A 20,086-nucleotide genomic window follows, 5' to 3' on the forward strand; every position below is an offset into this window, starting at 1 on the left:
ACGCTAACCCCTGGAGGTGGGCAGTGTCTCCTTCGGATTTCGTGCTTTTCCGCAGCTCCGGACCAGCGGATGGCAGGCCAGACCGATCAGGACCGAGGTGAAGTGTCCGAGGTCGGTGAAGGTGCGCCCGGTGGCCAGCGGGACGCCGTAGACGGCGAGGACGACCACCAGATATGCGTACCGCCATGGCGTCGGGATGCGGTAGGTGAGGACGCCGACGACCCCGGCCAGCGCGTAACTCACGCCTACGTCCAGGGTGTTGACCGCCGAGTGTGGCGCCATGCCGTGCTGGATCGCCCACAGCAGCGCGCCCTCGCTCGCCAGGGTGGCCAGCACGTGCGCGGCGGCGCACACGGCGAGCCAGCGCGCGGTGCCGAGCCAGTGTTCGGCCGGCGCGTGGAAGACGGTGTAGAGCGCGACGTACGGAAGCCAGCGGCCGCCGTCGATCCACATCGCGCTGGCGATCAGCACCCGCACCGGATTGCTGGACAGCTCGTGGATGTTGGTCGAGCGCTGCCGCAGGAACTGCTCCTCGAACTCCGGTGACATGTGATGCAGTGCCACCGTGGTGAGGAAGAGGATCGTCAGCCAGATGTACGTTCCCGGGGCGCGGGCGACGTACGACCTGACGGCGCGCAGAGCTCGACTCATGGGGTGATTGTGCTGGTGCGGGACGCCCGGCTGCTGGAGCGGGGAGCGGAGTTTCTGCGGCGATGGGGGCTGCGGCAGGACGGGGAGGCGATGAGCGGGCATGCCTCGGTCGTGCTGCCGGTGGTGCGCGGCGACGGGACGCGGGCCGCGCTGAAGCTCCAGGACCTCGACGACGAGACGGCCGGTGAGGCGCTCGCGCTGCGCACCTGGGGCGGCGACGGGGTCGTACGACTGCTGGACGACGACCCGGGGACCGGCACGCTGCTGCTGGAACGCCTCGACGAGAACCGGCCGCTGGCCGCCGTACCGGATGTGCTGGAGGCGACCGGGATCCTCGCGGAGCTCCTCGCGCGGCTCACGTCCGTGCCGGCGCCGGCGGGCCTGCGGCACCTCGGCGATCTGGCCGCGGACATGGCCGAGCGGGTGCCCGGGGCGCTGGCGGCGCTGTCGCACGAGAGCGACCGGCGGCTGCTGCGGGACTGTGCGGCGGCGATGCGCGAGGTCGCGGGCGAGCCGGGGGACCGGCTCCTGCACTGGGATCTGCATTTCGAGAACGTGCTGGCCGCCGACCGCGAGCCCTGGCTGGTCATCGACCCGAAGCCGCTCGCCGGCGACCCGGGCTTCGACCTGCTGCCCGCCCTGTGGAACCGCTTCGACGAGGGGCAGTTGCTCCGGCGGTTCGACCTGCTGACCGAGGTACTGGACCTGGACCGGGACCGGGCGCGCGCGTGGACCCTGGGCAGGGTGCTGGAGAACTCGCTGTGGCGGGTCGAGGACGGGGAGGGCCCGGATCCCCGGCAGGCCGCGATCGCGCGGCTGCTGCTCGCGGGGAGGGGACGCGGCTGACCCGGGGAGCCGGCGCGTAGCCTGCCCGCATGATTCGCACCGCCACCCCTGCCGACGTCCCCGTCATCCGCTCGATGATCCGTGAACTGGCCGAGTACGAGAAGGTCGTGCAGGAGGCCCGCGCGAGCGAGGAGCAGCTGCACGAGGCGCTGTTCGGGGACCGGCCGGCCGCGTTCGCGCACATCGCAGAGGAGGCCGGCGAGCCCGTCGGTTTCGCGCTGTGGTTCCTCAACTTCTCCACCTGGCGCGGGGTGCACGGGATCTACCTGGAGGACCTGTACGTACGTCCGCAGGCACGCGGCGGCGGCCACGGCAAGGCGCTGCTCACCGAACTGGCGCGGATCTGTGCCGAGCGCGGTTACGAGCGCCTGGAGTGGGCGGTGCTGAACTGGAACCGGCCGTCCATCGACTTCTACGAGGCGCTGGGCGCCCGGCCGCAGGACGAGTGGACGGTGTACCGGCTGACGGACGACGCGCTCGCGAAGCTCGGCTCACCGGGCGCGTAGTCCGCCCCTGGGTGCCGGGCTCCGCACTCACGGGACCGACTCGGGTACGGGCGTCCCGGCCGGCTCGCGGTTCGGCGCCCGCGCCGTGACCATCAGGCCGGCGACCACGGCCGCGAGCAGCATGATGCCGGCGGCCCACCAGATGGCCACGGTGTAGCCGTGCACGACGCCCTCGCGGACGATCAGCGCCTTCTGCGCGGGGTCGCGGAGGTGGGCGGCGACGAAGGCCGTGCTGCTGGTGGTGGCGATGGTGTTGAGCAGCGCCGTACCGATCGAACCGCCCACCTGCTGGGCGGTGTTGACGGTCGCGGAGGTGACGCCCGAGTCGCGCGGGGCGACCCCCGAGGTCGCGGTGGCGAAGACCGGCATGAAGGTGAGACCCATGCCGAGGCCCATCAGCAGCAGCGCGGGCAGCAGTTCGGTGGCGTACTCGGAGTCGACCGTGAGCTGGGTGAGGATCACCATGCCGCCCGAGGCGAGCAGCATGCCCGGGACCATCATCATGCGGGGCGCGGCGTGCTGCAGCAGCCGGGCCGAGATCTGTGTCGAGCCGACGATGATCGCGGCTGTCAGGGGCAGGAAGGCCATGCCGGTCTTCACGGGCGAGTAGCCGAGGATGACCTGGAGGTAGTAGGTCATGAACAGGAACATGCCGAACATGCCGATGACGGCGAGCCCCATGGTCAGGAAGCAGCCGGCGCGGTTGCGGTCCTTGACGATGTGCAGCGGGAGCAGGGGCTGGGGCGCCCGCGTCTGCCACCACACGAACGTGGCCAGCAGTACGACGCCCGCCGCGAAGAGCCCGAGGACCAGCGGGTCGGTCCAGCCGCGCGGCTCGGCCTCGCTGAAGCCGTAGACGATCGCGACCAGTCCGCCGCAGCCCAGTACCGCGCCCGGTACGTCGAGGCGGGCGCCCGCGTGGCCGGGGCGGTCGTGGAGCAGCGCGAGTCCGCCGAAGACGGCGATCGCCGCGATGGGGATGTTCACGTACAGGCACCAGCGCCAGTTCAGGTACTCGGTCAGCAGCCCGCCCGCGACGAAGCCGATCGCGGAGCCGCCGCCCGCCAGTGCGCCGTAGATCCCGAAGGCCTTTCCGCGCTCCTTCGGGTCGGTGAAGGTGGTGGTGAGGAGCGACAGGGCGGAGGGGGCCAGTACGGCGGCGAAGACGCCCTGGAGCGCGCGGGCGCCGAAGAGCATGCCGGAGGTGGTGGCCGCGCCGCCGATCGCGGAGGCGACGGCGAAGCCGACCAGACCGACCAGGAACGTGCGTTTGCGGCCGACGAGGTCGGCGATCCGGCCGCCCAGCAGCAGCAGTCCGCCGAAGGCCAGCGTGTACGCCGTGATGACCCACTGACGGTTGCCGTCGGACATGTGCAGCGCGTTCTGGGCGGACGGGAGCGCGATGTTCACGATCGTCGCGTCCAGCACCACCATCAGCTGGGCGAGGGCGATGATCACCAGGCCCCACCAGCGGTGAGGATCGGCGCCTGCGGGTTCACCTGTTGGGGTGACACTCATCCGCCCAGAAGACCATGGAACGGGAGGTGTCGCATCTCCGGACGCCTCCTGTTCCGGGCCGGTGGATCCGGCCCGGTCACGGCCTGTTCCCGGGCGCGGCCACCACCCGCGCCCGGTCATGGCTCCAGCACCACCTTGCCGGTCGTGCCCCGCGTTTCGAGGGCGCGGTGCGCGGCGGCCGCCTCGGCGAGCGGGAAGCGCTGCACCGCGGGGGTGAGGCGGCCGGCCGCCGCCTCGGCGAGGGCGCGCAGTTCCAGGGTGCGTACGGGGTTGGGGCCGCCCGCCCTCCCCAGCATCACGGGGCCGAGGACCTGCTCGGACACCCCGTCGACGAGATACGGGGTCCCGCTGCCCAGACCCTCGCCGGCCCAGCCGAAGACGAGGTGCCGGCCGCCGGGACCGAGGAGGTCGACGGCGGCCCGGGCGACCGCGCCGCCGACCCCGTCGAAGACGACGGTGACCGACCGGGCGCCGAGATACTCGCGGACGCGTGCCGGCCAGTCCCCGTCCTTGTAGTCGACGGCCAGGTCGGCGCCGTTCGCCCGGACCAGGGCCACCTTCTCCGGGCCGCCCGCGAGGCCGATCACCGTGGCGCCCGCGTGCTTCGCGTACTGCACGAGGAACGTGCCGATACCGCCGGCGGCCGCGGGGATCACGGCCACGGAGGCGGGCCCGAGGTCGGCGAACTGCAGGATCCCCAGCGTCGTACGACCCGTGCCGATCATGGCGACGGCCTGGGCGAAGTCCAGGTTCTCCGGGATCTCGTGGAGGCGGTCGGCGTCGGTGACGGCCAGTTCGGCGTAGCCGCCCGGGGCGAAGCCGAGGTGTGCGACGACGCGCTTGCCGAGCCAGTCCCCGGTGACGCCCTCGCCGACGGAGTCGACGGTGCCTGCGACCTCGCGGCCCGGGACGGTGGGCAGGGCGGTGGGCCGCGGTGCCGGGCCCTGCGCCCCCTCGCGCAGGGCCGCGTCCAGGAGGTGGACGCCGGCCGCGGCCACGGCGATCCGGACCTGGCCCGGGCCCGGCTCGGGGTCCTCGGTCTTCTCCAAGGTCAGGTTCTCGGCGGGACCGAAGGCGTGCAGGCGGATGGCGTGCATGGCGGGCTCCTCACGGGACGAAGGTGCACCCAGCCTTCAACCTCAAGCTTCCTTGAGGTCAAGGCGGTCGCGGATCCTGAGGGCCAAGGTCACCGCCTCCAAGGCGCTGTTGAAGGACACCTCCGAGAGGACGCCCGGTGCCGCGACCTGGTCGCCGGCGAGATAGACCCCCTCGCCGCGGTCGACGGCGGGGCGGTCGCGCCAGCTGGTGCCGGGCAGGTCGACCGCGCCCGTACGGCCCTGCGCGGTGGCCTCCCGCCGCCAGGTCACGCGCTCGCGCCAGCCCGGGAAGGCGAGGTCGAGCAGCTGCTCGGCGCGCGCGACACCGTCGGCCCGGGACTCGTGCGGTCCGATGGGGATCTGGCCCTGGACGAGCTGCTGCCCGGCCGGGGCGAGGCTGCGGTCCTGGGCCGAGAAGCGTTCGATCCAGCCGGGTGCGTCCAGGTCGGAGACGGCGAACGCGTCACCGCGGCGGGTGCGCACGGCCAGGTCGACGAGGGCCGTACGGCCGCCCGGCCAGACCAGGGAGTCGTCCCCGAGGAGCCGGCGGGCGGCGTCGAGGGAGGTGGCCACGACGACCGGGCCCTGGTCCTCGGGGAGCGCGTCCACGCGCGCGAGGGTCTCCATCCGGACGCCGAGGTTCCAGGCGCGGGCCGCCATCCGGTCGATGACGCTCGCCCAGCCGCCGCGCGGGTAGTGCGCCTCCGGCGGCAGCTTGGTGGCCCGGCGCAGCCGCTCCTGCACGAACGCGGCGGACAACGCGCCGGGGTCGTGGTGGAAGAGGGCGACGGCGGAGTAGTTCGCGGCGGCCCTGGCCCCTTCCTCGCCCGCCCGTGCGGTCGCCCACGTCATGAAGTCGACGTCCACAGGCGCCTGTTGAGCCGTGTGGCGCAGCAGCTTGAGCATCGCGAAGGGCGGGGTGCGGCGCAGTGCGCCCTGGTGGCGCAGCCGCAGCCGGGCGGCCTCCAGGGGCGGCACGGGGGCGAGCGGGCCGAGCAGGTCGCGCTGCTTGAGCCAGGTCCAGTGCGGCCCGCCGCTGTAGAGGGCGTGCGGGCCCTCGTTCGTCCGGTACGGGCCCTCGGCGGTACGGGCCCGGCCACCGAGGGTGTGGTGGGCTTCGTAGACGGTGACCTTGGCGCCGGCCTCGGCGGCGGTGATGGCGGCGGTGAGTCCGGCGAAGCCGCCGCCGATGACGGTGATGCGGTGCATGACTGGGTCTCCCTCTGATCCGGTCCTGCCGGCCCCGGGTCTCGTCGGCCGGGCTGGTGGCTGTGCCTGTGACTGGGCGTCTTCGAGAAGGGCTGGGCGTCTGGCGCCTGCTGGAAGGGCTGTCTGTCTGTGAGAAGGACTGATCCAGGGCACTGGAATGTGACATCGGGGGTGAACTGGCAGGTCAGGGGCGGTTGTCAGTGGTGGGGTGCAGCATGGGGGCATGGTGCGGAAGACGGTGGGCGGGACGAGCGGGTCGGGCAGGGCGGGTCGGGCGGGTCGCGCGGAGAAGCTGGTGAAGGGGGCGCGGCGGCCCGGGGTGCGCCTGCCGCCGCTCGACCCCTTCACGGGCGGCGGGCTGGAGCCGGACGGGGACTACGACGGGCTGGAGTTCCGGGAGACGGATTTCGCCGGGCAGGACGGCGGGGGAGCGCGCTTCATGGACTGCGCGCTCACGGGATGCGCGCTGGACGAGACGCGGCTGCACCACGTGCGCCTGCTGGACTCCGTCCTGACGGGGATCCGGGGGGTGGGCACGGATCTCGCGGAGGCGACCCTGCGGGACGTCGAGCTGGTCGACGCCCGGCTGGGCGGGGTGCAGTTGCACGGTTCCGTGCTGGAGCGGGTGCTGGTGCGCGGCGGCAAGATCGACTATCTGAACCTGCGCAAGGCGCGGCTGAAGGACGTGGTCTTCGAGAGCTGCGTGCTCGTGGAGCCGGACTTCGGGGGCGCCCGGCTGGAGCGCGTGGAGTTCGTGGACTGCGTCCTGAAGGGCGCGGATTTCAGCGCGGCGACCCTGACGGACGTGGACCTGCGAGCCGCGGCGGAGCTGGACATCGCACGGGGCGTCGACCGGCTGGCCGGTGCGGTGATCAGCCCGAGCCAACTGATGGACCTGGCACCGGTGCTGGCGGCGGAGATGGGGGTGCGGGTGGTGGGGGTGGGGGAGGAGTAAGGGCGGCTGGACGGTTGGGCGTGCGGGGGTAGCCCACCTGGGGGTGGCGGGATGGGCCGGGACGAGGACTGTCGTGCGCCGTTCGACTGTGGGCGGGTTCAGCCCACCCAGGGCCGGCGGCCGGGACGGGCCGAGCAGGGGCCCGCCGCGCGCCGGCCGTCTGTGAACGGGCTCACCGCACCCGGGGAGGGCGGGCGCAGCGGTTTGGGGCGGGGGGCGTCCGTAGGTGGGGCAGCCGACGGTCGCCTGGCTCCAGCGGTGGACGTCACCCGTCGGCTCCGGCCGGACGCGGGTTCAGCTCACCCGGGGATGGCGGGCCTGGAGGGTCCAGATCGCCGGGTTGTCGCCCAGCCCCTCGTGCAGGTCGATGAGGTCGGCGAGCAGGTCGTGCAGGAAGTCGCGGGCCTCGCGGCGCAGTTCGGAGTGGGAGAAGGTCAACGGCTCCTCGTCGCGCCGCATCCAGTCGGCCTCGATGTCCACCCAGCCGAAGCGCCGCTCGAAGAGCATGCGGTCGGACGACTCGGTGAAGTCGAGCTCCGCGTGCTGCGGGCGGGAGGCCCGGCTGCCGCGCGGGTCCCGGTCGAGCAGCTCCACGATGTCGCACAGCGCCCATGCGAAGTCCAGTACCGGCACCCATCCCCAGGCTGTGGACAGCTCCCGGTCCGCCTTGGTGTCGGCGAGGTAGACGTCACCGCAGAACAGGTCGTGACGCAGCGCGCGGACCTCCGCGCGGCGGTAGTCGGTCTGCGGGGGATCCGGGAAGCGGTTGGAGAGGGCGTAGCCGATGTCGAGCACGTACGTGATGGTGTCACGGCCTCGTAGGATCACGGACGTGCCCCGATCTTCCGCCTCCGTACCCTCTGCCCTGGCCGCGGCCCTGGTACTCACCGCGTGCAGCGGAGGTGTGCACGGCACCCCAGGCGCCGCCGGCGTACGCGACCCGTACTTCCCGAAGGCGGGCAACGGCGGCTACGACGTGACGCACTACGGCCTGACCCTCTCCTACGACCCCGACGGCCGGGACCTCACCGGCAGCGCCGAGATCACGGCCCGCGCGACCAAGAACCTCAGCGCGTTCCATCTCGACCTGAAGGGTCTGGACGTCAAGAGCGTCACCGTCGAGGGCCGGGAGGCGAGCTGGAACCGCGCGGGCCAGGAGCTGACGGTGCGCCCGCACGACGACCTCGACCGTGGTGAAACGTTCCGCGCGACGGTCCGCTACTCGGGCAGCCCGGAGACGATCACCGACCCGGACGGCTCCAAGGAGGGCTGGCTGCACACGGCGGACGGCGCCCTGGCGCTCGGTGAACCCACCGGTTCGATGGCCTGGTTCCCCGGCAACCACCACCCGAGCGACAAGGCGTCGTACGACATCGCCGTCACCGTCCCCGAGGGCCTGCGGGCGGTCTCCAACGGGGAGTTGCGCAGCGAGACGACCCGGCAGGGCCGCAGCACGTTCCGCTGGCACACGGCGGAACCGATGGCGAGCTATGTGGCGATGGTCGCGATCGGCGCGTTCGACATCCGGCGCTCGACGACCAAGAGCGGCCTGCCGGTCTACGTCGCCGTCGACCCCGGCCAGGCGAAGGCGAGCGCCGAGGTGCTGGCGAAGCTGCCCGGGATCATGGAGTGGGAGGCGTACAACTTCGGGCCGTACCCGTTCGCCTCGACCGGCGCGGTGGTCGACCAGGGCGACGACGTGGGCTACGCCCTGGAGACCCAGAACCGCCCGGTCTTCCCCGGCGCCCCCGACACCGCGACCCTGGTCCACGAGCTGGCCCACCAGTGGTACGGCGACTCCGTCACCCCCAGGTCGTGGCGGGACATGTGGCTCAACGAAGGCTTCGCGACCTACGCCGAGTGGCTCTACGAGGAGGACCACGGCGGCGACACCGCGCAGGAGACTTTCGATGCGCTCTACCGGGGCGACTACTACGACGACGCGTCCGCCGGCGAGGCGGTCTGGGCCTTCCCGCCCGCGAAGCCGACCAGCGCCGCGCACATCTCCGACAGCCCGGTCTACGAGCGTGGCGCGATGGTCATCCACAAGATCCGCCGGACCGTCGGGGACGACACCTTCTACGACATCATCCAGGGCTGGGCCGCCGCCCACCGGCACGGCAACGCGGACACCGCCGACTTCACCGCGTACGTCGAGAAGAAGGCGCCGGACAAGGACTTCAGCGGGATCTGGAAGGACTGGCTCTACGGCGACGGGAAGCCGGCCAGGCCCTGACGCACCGGCCTCCGGTCACAGCGTTTTGCGCAGTACGGCGGCGGCCGGTCACAGCGGTTTGCGCAGTACGGTGCAGGATCGCCCCAGCTGAAGATCCTTGCGGCGGCCGATCACCTCGTAGCCCAGCGCGGTCCAGAAGGCGAGGCCGGCGGGGTTGTTGTCGAGGACGGCGAGGCGTACGGCGGCGCGGCCCGCGGAGCGGAACCGGTCCTCGACGAGGGACGCGATCTGCCGTCCGTGGCCCTTGCCCTGCTCGCCCCCGTCCACCAGGAGCAGCCCGATCCAGGGATCGGGGTCATCCGGGTCGGGATGGCGCGCGAGGGTGATCGCCACCCCGACGAGCCGCCCGGCACCGCGGGCCAGGAGCACCTCCGCGTCCGGATGGGCCAGCTCGTCGGCGAGCGCCGTCGCCACCTGCTCGGGCCGGATGTCGTCCGGGTCCGGGAAGTCCCCGCTGAGCGCGTAGAAGTCACGGTTGGAGACATGAAGCGCGGTGAGCTCGGTGAGCAGCGGGGCCGGGATGTCGTGGTCGGGGGTGAGACGGAGGGGTTCGAGGATCATGCGCGGCACCCTACAAAGGGCCGCCGGCCCTCGGTCGGATAAGTCGCCGCCCCATCTTCGCCGACTGCCGGTTGCGTCCCTTCGTCTCCCACCACTCTTCCGGATGGGCCGGCTGACCGACCTTGTAGGCCGTCAGGAGGTCGTTGACGTTCGCTGTCTGCTACGTGATCTCGTCGTAAGCGGGCCCCGGCAGGCGCGCGCCCCGGCTCTCCGCGATGCGGTGCACGTCGGTCAGGGACTCGCTCATCCGCGCGAGCAGAAACCGGAGCTGTGCGGAGGTGGACGTGTGGTCGGCGAGCATGTCCGCCGCGTGGTCCAGGAGGTCGCCCGCCATGCCCAGCTGGACGCTTTCGATGTTGTCCGCGACCCGGGAGAGATAGCCGGTGCCGTCCGTCACGAGGTAGCAGCACTTGCCCTCCGGGGTGGCCCACGGAAGAAGTCGCAGGGTGTCCGGTCGGCCGGTCATGCCGTCACCTCCATGCCGTGGATGAGGCGCGGTCCGATGTCGACGCCGTGCACGGCCAGCCACAGTGCACGTCGCCGTGCGCGTTGGCGCCGGGCTTCCTCACGTTGCTCGTGGGCGACCAGGTAGGGGCGTACGAGCCTGGTGTCCTCGCCTCGGATCAGGGCGGTGACGGCGTGTGGCCGACGCGGGGCCCGTGTTGCCGGGTGCGGTGCGATGGCGGGTGCGCCTGTCGCCCGGTGGCGACCCCGGGCAGGGAAGAGGAGTCGCAGCAGCGGTTCGATGAGGCGGGCGATAGCGTAGGTCATGTCCTCAACTCCCTAGTAGTTGATGGCCACGCCCCCGGGCCGGTGATGCGGTCGCGGGGGTCTTCTGTGTGACCCTTCCGTCACAGAATGTGGTCGCCATCGCTACCCTGCTAGTAGTTCGAGCCTGACAAAGCGGCTTTCAAGTCCGGGAGTTGATCGCATGGCGCAGGGGCACAAGCCGCGTTCACCCAGAGAGAAGTACGGACACGAGTTGAAGCTCCGGCGCACCGCGGCCGACATGACGCAGGAAGCGCTGAGTGACGGCGTTGTGTGTTCGCCCACGTTGATCAGCCACATTGAAGCGGGGCGCAGGCTGCCGAACCCTGAGGACGCCAAGCGGATCGACAAGGCGTTGGGCACGGACGGGTTCTTCGCCCGGTGGCTGCTGGACCTGGAGTCGAAGTACGCCGACCACTTTGCAGCTGCGGCCGAACTGGAGCGGATGGCGGCGCAGATCCAGCATTACGGCGCGTTGCTGGTGCCCGGCCTGCTGCAGACGGATGCCTACGCGCGGGCGGTTTTCCGTGCGTACAGCCCGAACTTCCGGCCGGACGACCTTGACAGGCGTGTTGTCAATCGCCTGGAGCGTGGGCGCATCCTTGATGATCCAACGGGCCCCGTGGTGTGGACTTTGCTGGATGAGGCGGTACTCCGGCGCAGGGTTGGCGGCCCGCAAGCGATGGCCGAACAGCTGCACAAGATCGCGGACATGGCCGAGGTCGGGCGTCTGCGACTGCACGTGCTGACGTTCGCGGATGGGGAGCATGCCCTCATGGAGAGCATGGTGTCGCTGATGAGCTTCACCGACGCTCAGCCGGTTGCCTACGTCGAGGGGCTGTGCAGCGGGCGTTTGATGGATGATCCGGCCCTGGTAAGCAGCTGCCAGTCCGCCTACGATCTGGCCCTGAGCGACGCTGAGTCGCACAAGGATTCCCTAGCCCTTGTGAGAGCGGCAGCGGAGGAACATGAACATGGCCAGCGGTAACCGCACCATTCCCGACGCGTCTGCCCTGACCGGGTGGCGCAAGTCCAGTTACAGCGGAGGCGGTAACGGCGACTGCCTCGAAGTGATAGACGGGCAGGGCGCCGTCCCCGTCCGCGCTTCCGCGCTCAGTGGCTGGCGCAAGTCCACGTACAGCGGATCCGACCAGGGCAGCTGCATCGAGGTTTTCGACGGCTTCCCCGCCGTCGTACCCGTCCGCGACTCCAAGGACCCGCACGGTCCTGCTCTGGTCATCTCGGCCGGCGGATGGTCCTCGTTCGTCGATGCCGTCAAGGGCGGCAAGTTTCCCGTCTGAGCTCGAGGCGCACCCCGAGCGAGTGGCCTCTGCCGTATGTGACAGGGGCCGCTGTCACATACGGCGCCATGCGGCTGTGTGCCGTGCGTACGACTGACGGTCGCCGGATGGTCAGCGAAGACGGTGCGGATCAGGGGTGTTGGGCAGGGCTGGGCCCCCGGTGGGTACCGGGGGCCCAGCAACTCGTGCCAGACGGGCGGAACTCAGACGTTCACGCCGAAGTCCTGGGCGATGCCCGTCAGGCCCGACGCGTAGCCCTGGCCGACGGCGCGGAACTTCCACTCGGCGCCGTTGCGGTAGAGCTCGCCGAAGACCATGGCCGTCTCCGTCGCCGCGTCCTCGGAGAGGTCGTAGCGGGCGATCTCGGTGCCGCCGGCCTGGTTGACGATGCGGATGTACGCGTTGCGGACCTGGCCGAAGTTCTGCGAGCGGGTCTCGGCGTCGTAGATCGAGACGGGGAAGACGATCTTGTCCACGTCGGCCGGGAGGCCGGCCAGGTTGACGTTGATCGCCTCGTCGTCGCCCGCGCCCTCGCCCGTGCGGTTGTCGCCGGTGTGGACGATGGTCTGGTCCGGCGTCTGCTTGTTGTTGAAGAAGACGAAGTGGGCGTCCGAGTAGACCTTGCCCTCGGGGTTGACCGCGATGGCCGAGGCGTCGAGGTCGAAGTCGGTACCGGTGGTGCTGCGGACGTCCCAGCCGAGGCCTACGGTGACGGCGGTCAGGCCCGGAGCCTCCTTGGTGAGCGAGACGTTGCCACCCTTGGACAGGCTTACAGCCATTGTTGGGAGTCCCTTCCCTCGTTGAGTACGAACGGGCTTCGCACTGAGGACGAAGCTACCGTCACCCCTATGAACGCCGAGGGGGGTACTCGAGGTTCCGCCTCCCTTTACTTTCTTTACCCGACCGCAGGGAAAACCGGGTGACGTGGACCGGACAGGCGCGCGACCATGGACCCATGTCCGGTCCCTACGTCATCCGCGGCTCCGTCTCCCTGCCCGAGGCCGAGCTCCTGTGGCGTTTCTCGCGGTCCTCGGGACCCGGCGGTCAGCACGTCAACACCAGCGACTCCCAGGTCGAGCTGCGGTTCGACCTCGCGAAGACCGAGGCGCTGCCGCCGGTGTGGAAGGAGCGCGCCCTCGCCAGACTCGCCGGCCGGCTGGTCGACGGGGTCATCAGCGTGCGCGCCTCGGAGCACCGTTCGCAGTGGCGGAACCGCGAGACCGCGGCCGTACGGCTCGCCTCCCTGCTCGCCGAGGCGAGCGCGCCGCCGCCCAAGCAGCGCCGGGCCACCCGTATCCCGCGCGGGATCAATGAGCGCCGGCTGCGCGAGAAGAAGCAGCGGTCGGACACCAAGCGCGGGCGTACCGGCCGCGACTGGGGTTAGGCCCTCAGGGCCGGCCTCCCCCGACCCGCGTCACCTTGGTACCGCTCTGTCCCTCGGTACCGCTGTCACCTTGGCGCCGCCTTACCTCGGTACTGCTGTCACGTCGGTACTGCTGTCACGTCGACGCCGCTGTCACATCGGCGGCCCCTCATCCGTCAAGCCACTGACGGATCAAGCCACTGACGGGCCGCGACCAGGAGATGTGAGCGATGAGCGACAGCGAATTCCCGAAGGCCGCCCCGCGGTATCCGGGGAGCCGGACCACCGCGCAGAGCCCTCTCCCGAAGGCACCCGTCTCCAAGGCGGAGGAGAACGAATTCCTCGCCGCCCGCTTCGAATCCCACCGAGCCCATCTGCGTTCCGTCGCCTACCGCATGCTCGGCTCGCTCACCGAGGCGGACGACGCCGTCCAGGAGGCCTGGCTCAGGCTCAGCCGCTCCGACACCACCCAGGTCGGAAATCTCGGCGGCTGGCTGACCACCGTCGTCGGCCGGGTCTGCCTCGACATGCTCCGCTCCCGCAAGAGCCGTGGCGAGGAGCCCCTGGAGGAGCCGGGCCTGCGGATGCCGGAGCCGGTGCTCAGCCCGGTGACCGGCGTCGACCCGGAGCAGCAGGCGCTGCTCGCCGACTCGGTGGGCCTCGCGCTGCTCGTCGTCCTGGAGAACCTGGCCCCGGCCGAGCGGCTCGCCTTCGTGCTGCACGACCTCTTCGCGGTGCCCTTCGACGAGATCGGGCCCCTCGTGGGCCGTACGCCGGCGGCGGCCCGGCAGCTCGCCAGCCGGGCCCGGCGCCGGGTCCAGGGCGGCGCTCCGGCGCCCGACGCCGGCCCGGTGCAGCAGCGGGAGGTCGTCGACGCCTTCCTGGCCGCGGCCCGGGGCGGCGACTTCGACGCGCTCGTCGCCGTTCTCGCGCCGGACGTGGTCGCCCGCTCCGAGGCCGGCGTGACGACCGGCGCGGCGGCCGTGGCAGCGGGCGCGAGCAGCTTCGCCCACCTGGCCCGTGTCGCACTTCCCGCCCTGGTCAACGGCGTCGCCGGCCTCGTGGCCGTCGCCGACGGGCGCCCCGTGAGCGTGCTGGCCTTCACCGTCGTACGCGGGAAGATCGCCGTCATCGACATCCTGCGGGACCCGGAGCGCCTGGCCGCCCTCGACGTGACGGTCCTCGGTCAGGCTCTGTCCGCCGCGTATCCGGTCGCACCCCGTGCGGTCACGGGCCCGGGGGCTCATTCTGGAAGGAGCGGGAAGCCCCGGTCCCAGGGGCCCCGGAGGTGATCGTGATGGCACAGACAGCTGTCGGATGGCATGTCGAGCTGGAATTCGCGGAGGACGACCACCGCACCCGTGCCGCCGCCCTCGTACGACTCCCCGACGGGAGCGAGGTGCGGGCGCACGGCTACTCCAGCCGCCACCCCTCCGACTCGAACCAGCCGCGGGTGGGCGAGGAGGTGGCCGGCGCCAGGGCGCTCAACGAACTGGCGATGCGGCTGCTGACCAAGGCGCACGACGAGATCGACGAGGAGTCGGGCCGGACGTCCCACCCGCTGACGGCGTGACGGCCCCTGCGCGCCGATCCGGCACCGATCCGGCACCGCCCAGACCGGAGCGGCGCCGGCACCGCTCCGGCCGGAGCGGCCCTAGCCCAGCTGCCGGTACCGCCCCTTGAAGTGCAGCAGCGGCGCCCCCTCGGCGCTGGGCACGGACGCGGTCAGGACGCGGCCGATGACGAGCGTGTGGTCGCCCGCGGGCACGCGCTGCTCCGTGCGGCACTCCAGGGTGGCCAGCGCGCCGCCCATCAGCAGGGCGCCGGACTCCGCGCCGCGTACGTACGGGATGTCCTCGAAGAGGAGCCGGTCGCTGATGCGGCCCTTCATGGCGAAGCGGCCCGCGATGTGGCGCTGGCTCTCGGACAGCACCGAGACCGCCCAGTCGGGCTGCTCGGCGAGCAGGTCGTCCATCCGGGAGCCGTCCCGCAGGCTGACCAGGACCAGCGGCGGGTCCAGGGAGACGGACATGAAGGCCGTCGCCGTCATGCCGATGTCGTCGCCGCCGGGCCCGTCCGGATCAAGGGCGGGCTCGTGCGCGGTCACCAGGACGACGCCGGCGGCCAGCCGTGACATGGCGGCGCGGAACTCTTCGTTGCTCACCCCCTCAGCATGCCCGTCGGCGGGAGACGCGTGAGCCGCGCGGGGCACAGCGGACCCGGTGGGGGCGGGGCCCTCGGCGGTACGGGCGGCAGGGGGAGTCTTCAGCACCCGGAAAACGCTAGTCCCCGGCCCCGGCCCGGCGCATCGGGCCAGGGCCCGAGCCAGGTCCTAGGACCAGCGACGGACCCGGCGGCCAACCCGGCGGCGGACCCGGTGACGGACCCCCTCGGCACCCGCTCCCCTGCGTGACGGACACAACCGCTCACAGGCTCCGCACAGTCCCCCAATTTGCGGTCGGTAAACGCACAGCGAAAATGCAGAAACTCCACTCAATTGCTCATGTTCTGCTGTGACTTGAGTCACAGGAGCCATATTTTGTTGACCCTGTGTACCGAGTGAGCAGCGCGCTGTGATTCAGTGGCTGGGACGCTGCGAGCAGCTGCCCGTGAAGCTACCAAGCAGTACGGAACAGGCGGTTCGAAGCAGTACGTCGAAGAGCACCCAAGTACGCCGAAGAGAACCCTGGAGTTGCTGCGAGGTCTCGGGGGGAGGGCGAATGGAGACCGAGTCGGAGCCGTACGTCCGCCTGACGACCCTGCGGCAACTGCATCAGGTGATGGCGGACATGAACACCGCGCGCAGCCTGGCGGACACGCTGCAGACGGTCGCCGACGGCGTGGTCAACGGCCTCGGCTACGAGCTGGCGTGTGTCAATCTCGTACGCCCCGACGGCGACCTCGTCGTCGCCGCGCTCGCCGGCAACTCCGCAGCCGAGGCCCTCATCACCGGCCGCGTCGGCTCCCGCACCTCCTGGGACCGTCGGCTCAACATGGGCGAGGCCTGGGGCGACCTGCGCTTCATACCGCACACCGAGGGCTGGGTCCTCGACGAGGACGACGTACCGCAGTGGTACACCGACGGGCCCGCGCCCCGCTTCGAGGACGAGTGGCACCCCTCCGACCGCCTCTTCGCGCCGATGCACACCCCCGGCGCCCAGGGCGGCGGCTCCGGTGAGCTGATCGGCGTGCTGTCCGTCGACCGCCCGCGCAACGGCCGCAGGCCCGGCGCCTGGGGCCGCGAGGCGCTCCAGATGTACGCGTTCCAGGCGGCCATCGCGATCAGCAACGCCCGGCTGCGCGCCAACATGCAGCGCGCGCTGGTGCGCCTCGAGCGCGAGCAGCAGGCCCTGCGCGCCAGCGAGGAGTCCTTCCGCCAGGCCTTCGAGTACGCGCCCTCCGGCATGGCCATCGCCGAGATGGGCGGCGACCAGCACGGCCGGATCCTGCGGACCAACGACGCCCTGTGCCGGCTGCTCGGCCGCCCCGCCTCCGCGATGCGCCGCTACTCGTTCTCCGACCTCGTCCACCCCGAGGACGTCGGCACGCTGCTGCGGACCTCCGCCGAGGGCGGCCGCGCCGAGCTGCGCCTCGGCCGTCGCGACGGCACGTATGTCTGGGTCAGCCTGCGCAACTCCGTGGTCGCGGACGCCGCCGACGGGCCCCGCTTCCTGCTCACCCACGTCGAGGACATCGAGGAGCGCAAGCGCCGCGAGCTGCAGCTTGCCCACCGCGCCTCGCACGACTCGCTGACCGGCCTGCCGAACTCGGCGGAGCTGCGCTCCCGGCTCGGCGCCCGCCTCTGCCAGCGGCCGCAGTCCCTGCCGCCCGGCGCCGTCGCCTCGCTGGACGCGGCGTACGGGCACGCCCCGCTCACACCGGAGCTTCCCGCCACGTACGACGGGGACAGCGGACACGCCTTCGACTTCCGGCCCGGCCCCGGGCCGTTCGACGCCTTCGACCACCATGTCCACACCATCGCGCCCGAGGGCGAGACCGACGACGGCGCCAAGGGCCTCGCGGTGCTCTTCTGCGACCTCGACGGCTTCAAGTCGATCAACGACCGCTTCGGGCACAACGCGGGCGACGCGGTGCTCGTCGAGGTGGCGAGACGGCTGACCAACGTCGTCCGGGACGGTGACACGGTCGCCCGGCTCGGCGGTGACGAGTTCGTGGTCCTCGCCGACGGGCTCGGCCGGGCGGACGCGCAGGACCTCGCCGTACGGCTGCGGAACGCGATCATTCCGCCCATCCGGGTCGACGGACGGGCCGTCCGGGTGGGTGCGAGTTTCGGCATCGGATGGGCACACTGCGGCATGACGGCGGACGAGGTGTTGAAATCCGCTGACGAGCGGATGTACGTAGAGAAACGGTCTCGTCCCAAACAGCATCGGCGTGCTGGATAACACCCTGGTCAGTGGATGGGTGAGGGCTGAGTCACCCGTTTGGACCCGCCGGAGCGGGTAGGCTCGCCATTCATCCATGTACCGCATCGCACCCGCACCCGTTAGAGGAGTACCTAGGGATGACGCCCGGCAACAACGGCGCGAGCACGCCCGAGGACGACGACCCGTTCGGCTATCTGTACGCCGACGGGCAGGCCGCCGGAGCCCAGCCGCCGAGTGGCGGCGGTGGCTACGGCTACCCCGGCTCGGTGAACCGGGTGCGCGCGGTCGGTGAACGGCAGTACGGCCAGGGCCAGACCGCGCAGTACGGTCAGGCCCAGACGGCGCAGTACGGCCAGGTCCCGCAGCAGCAGTACGGCCAGCAGCAGTCCTACGGGCAGCCGAGCGCGCACTACGCGGCGCCCGAGACCGGCCCCGGTGGACCGCCGCCCACTCGGCAGTCGCCCACCGGCGACGGCGGCGGGCGGGGCCGCGGTCCCAACACCAAGGGGCTGCTGATCGGCGCGATCGCCGTGGTGGCCGCCGTCGTGATCGGCATCGGCATCGCGATGCTCGGCGGCGACTCGGACGACGACAAGGGCGGCAGCGCGACGGGCGCGACCTCGACTGCCTCCAACAGCGCCGAGCCCAGCGAGTCGGCCACCCAGCAGTCCGGTGACGAGGGCGCCCTGCCCACGATCGACGCCAAGGCCCTGAAGCTGGACGGCGGCGCGACCACCGCGTCCGACGTCAAGGGCGCCAAGGCGGCCGGCGGCGTCTATGTGACGAACTTCAACCAGGCCGGCGCCGCGGTCACCTGGACGGTGAACGACATCCCGAAGAGCGGGAAGTACACCGTCTACACCGGCTACAGCGTGCCCGGCGTGGACGCCAACGCCACCCTCACGGTCAACGGCAAGCCGCAGACCAATCCGCTCGACCTGAAGAACTGGACGGGCGCGAGCCAGGGCGACTACGAGAAGGGCTGGACGAAGACCTACAACTACATCCAGCTCAACAAGGGCACGAACACGATCAAGGTCTCCTGCGAGCAGGGGAACCAGTGTGACGCCTATCTCGACCAGCTGTGGCTCGTAAAGGGCTGGAAGAAGTAGCCGATCCGTCGGCCTGCCAGGACGGTCCGCCGGCCTTCGCGTCCCGCTCCGCTGCTGCCGGGCGGGCGGGGAGGCCGCCGCTGTCCCTACTCTCCGGCGCGCTTCCACTCGACGACCCTGCCGCAGCGCCGGCAGCGATAGAGCAGGATGTTCCTCTCGGACACCGGGTGCCGTCGGCCCGTCTCCCTTATCTCCTTGATCCGGGTGTGGGCGCACCGGGTGCCGGCCGCTTCGGCTTCCGCACGGTGTCCGCGGTACCACCAGGAGCCGTCCGGCCCGAAGTTGAACTGTTTTCCCGACTCCTGGTCGCGTGCCGCCAGCCAGCACCGCAGCAGGCCACCGAGTCCGACCCACAGGGTCCATTCGGCGCCGCACACCGGGCAGCACCAGCCGCTCCCGTTCTCGTACCTGGCCAGCGAGTGGCTCCAGCCGGGCTGCCGCCGGTAAGGGGACAGGCCGGAATACTCTTCTCGCCAAGGGTGCAGGCTGTAGGCCCTGGGCCGGCCGTAGCTCTGACACGAGTGCCCCCACATGCGCCTGTTGCTCATGCTCCCCAACTCCAGCCGGATTCCCTGTTGTCGTGAGCGGCGGGCGCCCGGCGCCGGGCGGCGGGCGCCCGCACTCAGGCCGCCGTGGCGCCTTCCGTGACCGCCACCCGCTCCAGTAGTTCCTCGTATGCGGAGTGGTCGAACTCGCCCGCCACCGGGGCCAGTACGGTCGCCGCCGAGAGGGCCACCGCCCGGGCCAGGCGCTCCGGCCACGGCAGGCGTTCCACCAGCCCGGACAGCAGGCCCGCGACCGCCGAGTCGCCCGCGCCGGTCGGATTGCCGCGCACCCGGCGCGGCGGTGCCGCCCGCCAGCGGCCCTCCGCGTTCACCGCGAGCAGCCCCTGCGCGCCCAGTGAGGCCACCACCGTGTGCGCGCCCCGTCTGCGGGCGTCCCGGGTGGCCTGCAACGGGTCGTGGGAGCCGGTGAGTTCGGCCAGTTCGTCGGCGTTCGGCTTGACGATGTCAGGACGGGCGGCGATGCCCCGGCGCAGCGGCTCCCCACTGGTGTCCAGGAGGACCGGGACCCCTGCCGTGCGGGCCGCCCGGACGAGTCCCGCGTACGCCCCGACCGGCACCCCGGGCGGCAGGCTGCCGCACAGGGCCACCGCCGACACGGAGCGCAGCAGGTCCTCGTAGACCTCGTGGAAGGCGGCCCACTCGGCCGAAGTGATCGTCGGTCCCGGCTCGTTGAGCTGGGTCGTGTCGCCCGTCGCCGTGTCCGCCACGGCTATCGTGCGGCGGGTCGCGCCCGCCACCGGAAGCAGCGCGTCGACCACTCCCGCAGTGTGCGTCAGCCGGTCCCGCACGGCGTCTCCGGTCGCGCCGCCTACGAAGCCCGTGACCGTCACCTCGTGACCGAGGGCGGCGAGCACCCGGGCCACGTTCAGGCCCTTGCCGCCGGGGCGTTCGGTCACCTCCGTCACCCGGTGCGAGGTGTGCGGGGTCAGGGACCGTACGCGATAGGTGATGTCGAGAGCGGTGTTCAGCGTGACCGTGAGGATCATCTGGGCCGACCTCCCCCGAAGTT

General features: G+C 71.6%; 22 protein-coding genes and 1 pseudogene. 11 read left to right on the forward strand and 12 right to left on the reverse strand.

Going from position 1 to position 20,086, the window contains the following annotated elements; genetic code table 11:
* Positions 1-3: 3 nt before the first annotated feature.
* Complete coding sequence (locus ACFWM2_RS12175; RefSeq protein ID WP_383276897.1) at positions 4-651, reverse strand: rhomboid-like protein; 648 nt, start codon at positions 649-651, stop codon at positions 4-6.
* Between the two features lie 3 nt (positions 652-654).
* Between ACFWM2_RS12175 and ACFWM2_RS12180 the strand changes: the two genes are divergently transcribed.
* Both ACFWM2_RS12180 and ACFWM2_RS12185 read left to right on the forward strand, forming a co-directional pair.
* Positions 655-1,497 (forward strand): aminoglycoside phosphotransferase family protein, encoded by an 843-nt coding sequence (locus ACFWM2_RS12180; protein ID WP_383276901.1) that lies wholly within the window; start codon positions 655-657, stop codon positions 1,495-1,497.
* A gap of 29 nt (positions 1,498-1,526) precedes the next feature.
* Entirely contained in the window at positions 1,527-2,003 is a 477-nt protein-coding gene (locus ACFWM2_RS12185; protein ID WP_383276905.1) for a GNAT family N-acetyltransferase, read from the forward strand.
* 27 nt (positions 2,004-2,030) lie between these two features.
* Here the strand turns inward: ACFWM2_RS12185 and ACFWM2_RS12190 are convergent, their stop codons facing one another.
* From ACFWM2_RS12190 to ACFWM2_RS12200, 3 genes are all read right to left on the reverse strand, one after another.
* A complete protein-coding gene (locus ACFWM2_RS12190) occupies positions 2,031-3,521 on the reverse strand; it encodes an MFS transporter (RefSeq protein ID WP_383276909.1) in 1,491 nt (496 codons plus the stop codon).
* Between the two features lie 116 nt (positions 3,522-3,637).
* Entirely contained in the window at positions 3,638-4,618 is a 981-nt protein-coding gene (locus tag ACFWM2_RS12195) for a zinc-binding dehydrogenase (protein WP_383276912.1), read from the reverse strand.
* 42 nt (positions 4,619-4,660) lie between these two features.
* Entirely contained in the window at positions 4,661-5,827 is a 1,167-nt protein-coding gene (locus tag ACFWM2_RS12200) for an FAD-dependent oxidoreductase (protein ID WP_383276915.1), read from the reverse strand.
* Between the two features lie 223 nt (positions 5,828-6,050).
* On the opposite strand from ACFWM2_RS12200, the gene ACFWM2_RS12205 reads away from it, so the two are divergent.
* Positions 6,051-6,782 carry a pentapeptide repeat-containing protein gene (locus tag ACFWM2_RS12205; RefSeq protein ID WP_383276918.1) on the forward strand — a complete coding sequence of 244 codons (732 nt, stop codon included), beginning with the start codon at positions 6,051-6,053 and terminating at the stop codon, positions 6,780-6,782.
* A gap of 294 nt (positions 6,783-7,076) precedes the next feature.
* Here ACFWM2_RS12205 and ACFWM2_RS12210 read toward each other — a convergent pair whose 3' ends face one another.
* A complete protein-coding gene (locus ACFWM2_RS12210; RefSeq protein ID WP_383276921.1) occupies positions 7,077-7,577 on the reverse strand; it encodes a hypothetical protein in 501 nt (166 codons plus the stop codon).
* Between the two features lie 7 nt (positions 7,578-7,584).
* On the opposite strand from ACFWM2_RS12210, the gene ACFWM2_RS12215 reads away from it, so the two are divergent.
* Complete coding sequence (locus ACFWM2_RS12215; protein WP_383278279.1) at positions 7,585-9,018, forward strand: M1 family metallopeptidase; 1,434 nt, start codon at positions 7,585-7,587, stop codon at positions 9,016-9,018.
* Positions 9,019-9,069: 51 nt separating this feature from the next.
* Here the strand turns inward: ACFWM2_RS12215 and ACFWM2_RS12220 are convergent.
* From ACFWM2_RS12220 to ACFWM2_RS12230, 3 genes and pseudogenes are all read right to left on the reverse strand, one after another.
* Positions 9,070-9,579 (reverse strand): annotated as a pseudogene (locus ACFWM2_RS12220) (GNAT family N-acetyltransferase); the annotation flags it as partial.
* 160 nt (positions 9,580-9,739) lie between these two features.
* Complete coding sequence (locus ACFWM2_RS12225) at positions 9,740-10,045, reverse strand: hypothetical protein (RefSeq protein WP_383276924.1); 306 nt, start codon at positions 10,043-10,045, stop codon at positions 9,740-9,742.
* On the reverse strand, positions 10,042-10,350 hold the full coding sequence (locus tag ACFWM2_RS12230) for a hypothetical protein (protein ID WP_383276927.1): 309 nt from the start codon (positions 10,348-10,350) through the stop codon (positions 10,042-10,044). The genes ACFWM2_RS12225 and ACFWM2_RS12230 overlap by 4 nt, the downstream gene beginning before the upstream one ends.
* A gap of 160 nt (positions 10,351-10,510) precedes the next feature.
* Here ACFWM2_RS12230 and ACFWM2_RS12235 point away from each other — a divergent pair, with 160 nt between their 5' ends.
* A complete protein-coding gene (locus ACFWM2_RS12235; protein ID WP_383276930.1) occupies positions 10,511-11,335 on the forward strand; it encodes a Scr1 family TA system antitoxin-like transcriptional regulator in 825 nt (274 codons plus the stop codon).
* A complete protein-coding gene (locus ACFWM2_RS12240; RefSeq protein ID WP_383276933.1) occupies positions 11,322-11,648 on the forward strand; it encodes a DUF397 domain-containing protein in 327 nt (108 codons plus the stop codon). The genes ACFWM2_RS12235 and ACFWM2_RS12240 overlap by 14 nt, the downstream gene beginning before the upstream one ends.
* 203 nt (positions 11,649-11,851) lie before the next feature.
* On the opposite strand, the gene ACFWM2_RS12245 is transcribed toward ACFWM2_RS12240, so the two are convergent.
* Positions 11,852-12,427, reverse strand: coding sequence for a TerD family protein (locus tag ACFWM2_RS12245; RefSeq protein WP_306938732.1), 576 nt, complete (start codon positions 12,425-12,427; stop codon positions 11,852-11,854).
* A 176-nt stretch (positions 12,428-12,603) separates the two neighbouring features.
* Here ACFWM2_RS12245 and arfB point away from each other — a divergent pair, with 176 nt between their 5' ends.
* The 3 genes from arfB to ACFWM2_RS12260 all read left to right on the forward strand — a co-directional run bounded on the left by arfB (position 12,604) and on the right by ACFWM2_RS12260 (position 14,584).
* The gene (gene arfB, locus ACFWM2_RS12250; RefSeq protein WP_383276936.1) at positions 12,604-13,032 is read left to right on the forward strand and encodes an alternative ribosome rescue aminoacyl-tRNA hydrolase ArfB; all 429 of its coding nucleotides are present in this window, start codon (positions 12,604-12,606) and stop codon (positions 13,030-13,032) included.
* Between the two features lie 209 nt (positions 13,033-13,241).
* A complete protein-coding gene (locus ACFWM2_RS12255; RefSeq protein WP_383276938.1) occupies positions 13,242-14,303 on the forward strand; it encodes a sigma-70 family RNA polymerase sigma factor in 1,062 nt (353 codons plus the stop codon).
* Positions 14,304-14,308: 5 nt separating this feature from the next.
* Positions 14,309-14,584: a DUF1876 domain-containing protein gene (locus ACFWM2_RS12260; RefSeq protein ID WP_383276941.1), complete on the forward strand. Its 276-nt coding sequence runs from the start codon at positions 14,309-14,311 to the stop codon at positions 14,582-14,584.
* Between the two features lie 81 nt (positions 14,585-14,665).
* Here the strand turns inward: ACFWM2_RS12260 and ACFWM2_RS12265 are convergent, their stop codons facing one another.
* On the reverse strand, positions 14,666-15,148 hold the full coding sequence (locus ACFWM2_RS12265) for a flavin reductase family protein (protein ID WP_383278282.1): 483 nt from the start codon (positions 15,146-15,148) through the stop codon (positions 14,666-14,668).
* A gap of 583 nt (positions 15,149-15,731) precedes the next feature.
* On the opposite strand from ACFWM2_RS12265, the gene cdgB reads away from it, so the two are divergent.
* Positions 15,732-17,417 (forward strand): diguanylate cyclase CdgB, encoded by a 1,686-nt coding sequence (gene cdgB / locus ACFWM2_RS12270; RefSeq protein WP_383276944.1) that lies wholly within the window; start codon positions 15,732-15,734, stop codon positions 17,415-17,417.
* 119 nt (positions 17,418-17,536) lie between these two features.
* Complete coding sequence (locus ACFWM2_RS12275) at positions 17,537-18,511, forward strand: carbohydrate-binding protein (RefSeq protein WP_383276947.1); 975 nt, start codon at positions 17,537-17,539, stop codon at positions 18,509-18,511.
* Between the two features lie 86 nt (positions 18,512-18,597).
* Here ACFWM2_RS12275 and ACFWM2_RS12280 read toward each other — a convergent pair whose 3' ends face one another.
* Together ACFWM2_RS12280 and ACFWM2_RS12285 are read right to left on the reverse strand one after the other, a co-directional pair.
* Positions 18,598-19,059, reverse strand: coding sequence for a hypothetical protein (locus ACFWM2_RS12280; protein ID WP_383276950.1), 462 nt, complete (start codon positions 19,057-19,059; stop codon positions 18,598-18,600).
* A gap of 74 nt (positions 19,060-19,133) precedes the next feature.
* On the reverse strand, positions 19,134-20,063 hold the full coding sequence (locus tag ACFWM2_RS12285; protein WP_383276953.1) for a 1-phosphofructokinase family hexose kinase: 930 nt from the start codon (positions 20,061-20,063) through the stop codon (positions 19,134-19,136).
* Between the last annotated feature and the right edge of the window lie 23 nt (positions 20,064-20,086).

Source organism: Streptomyces sp. NPDC058371 (assembly GCF_042723265.1).
Classification (GTDB): Bacteria; Actinomycetota; Actinomycetes; order Streptomycetales; family Streptomycetaceae; genus Streptomyces.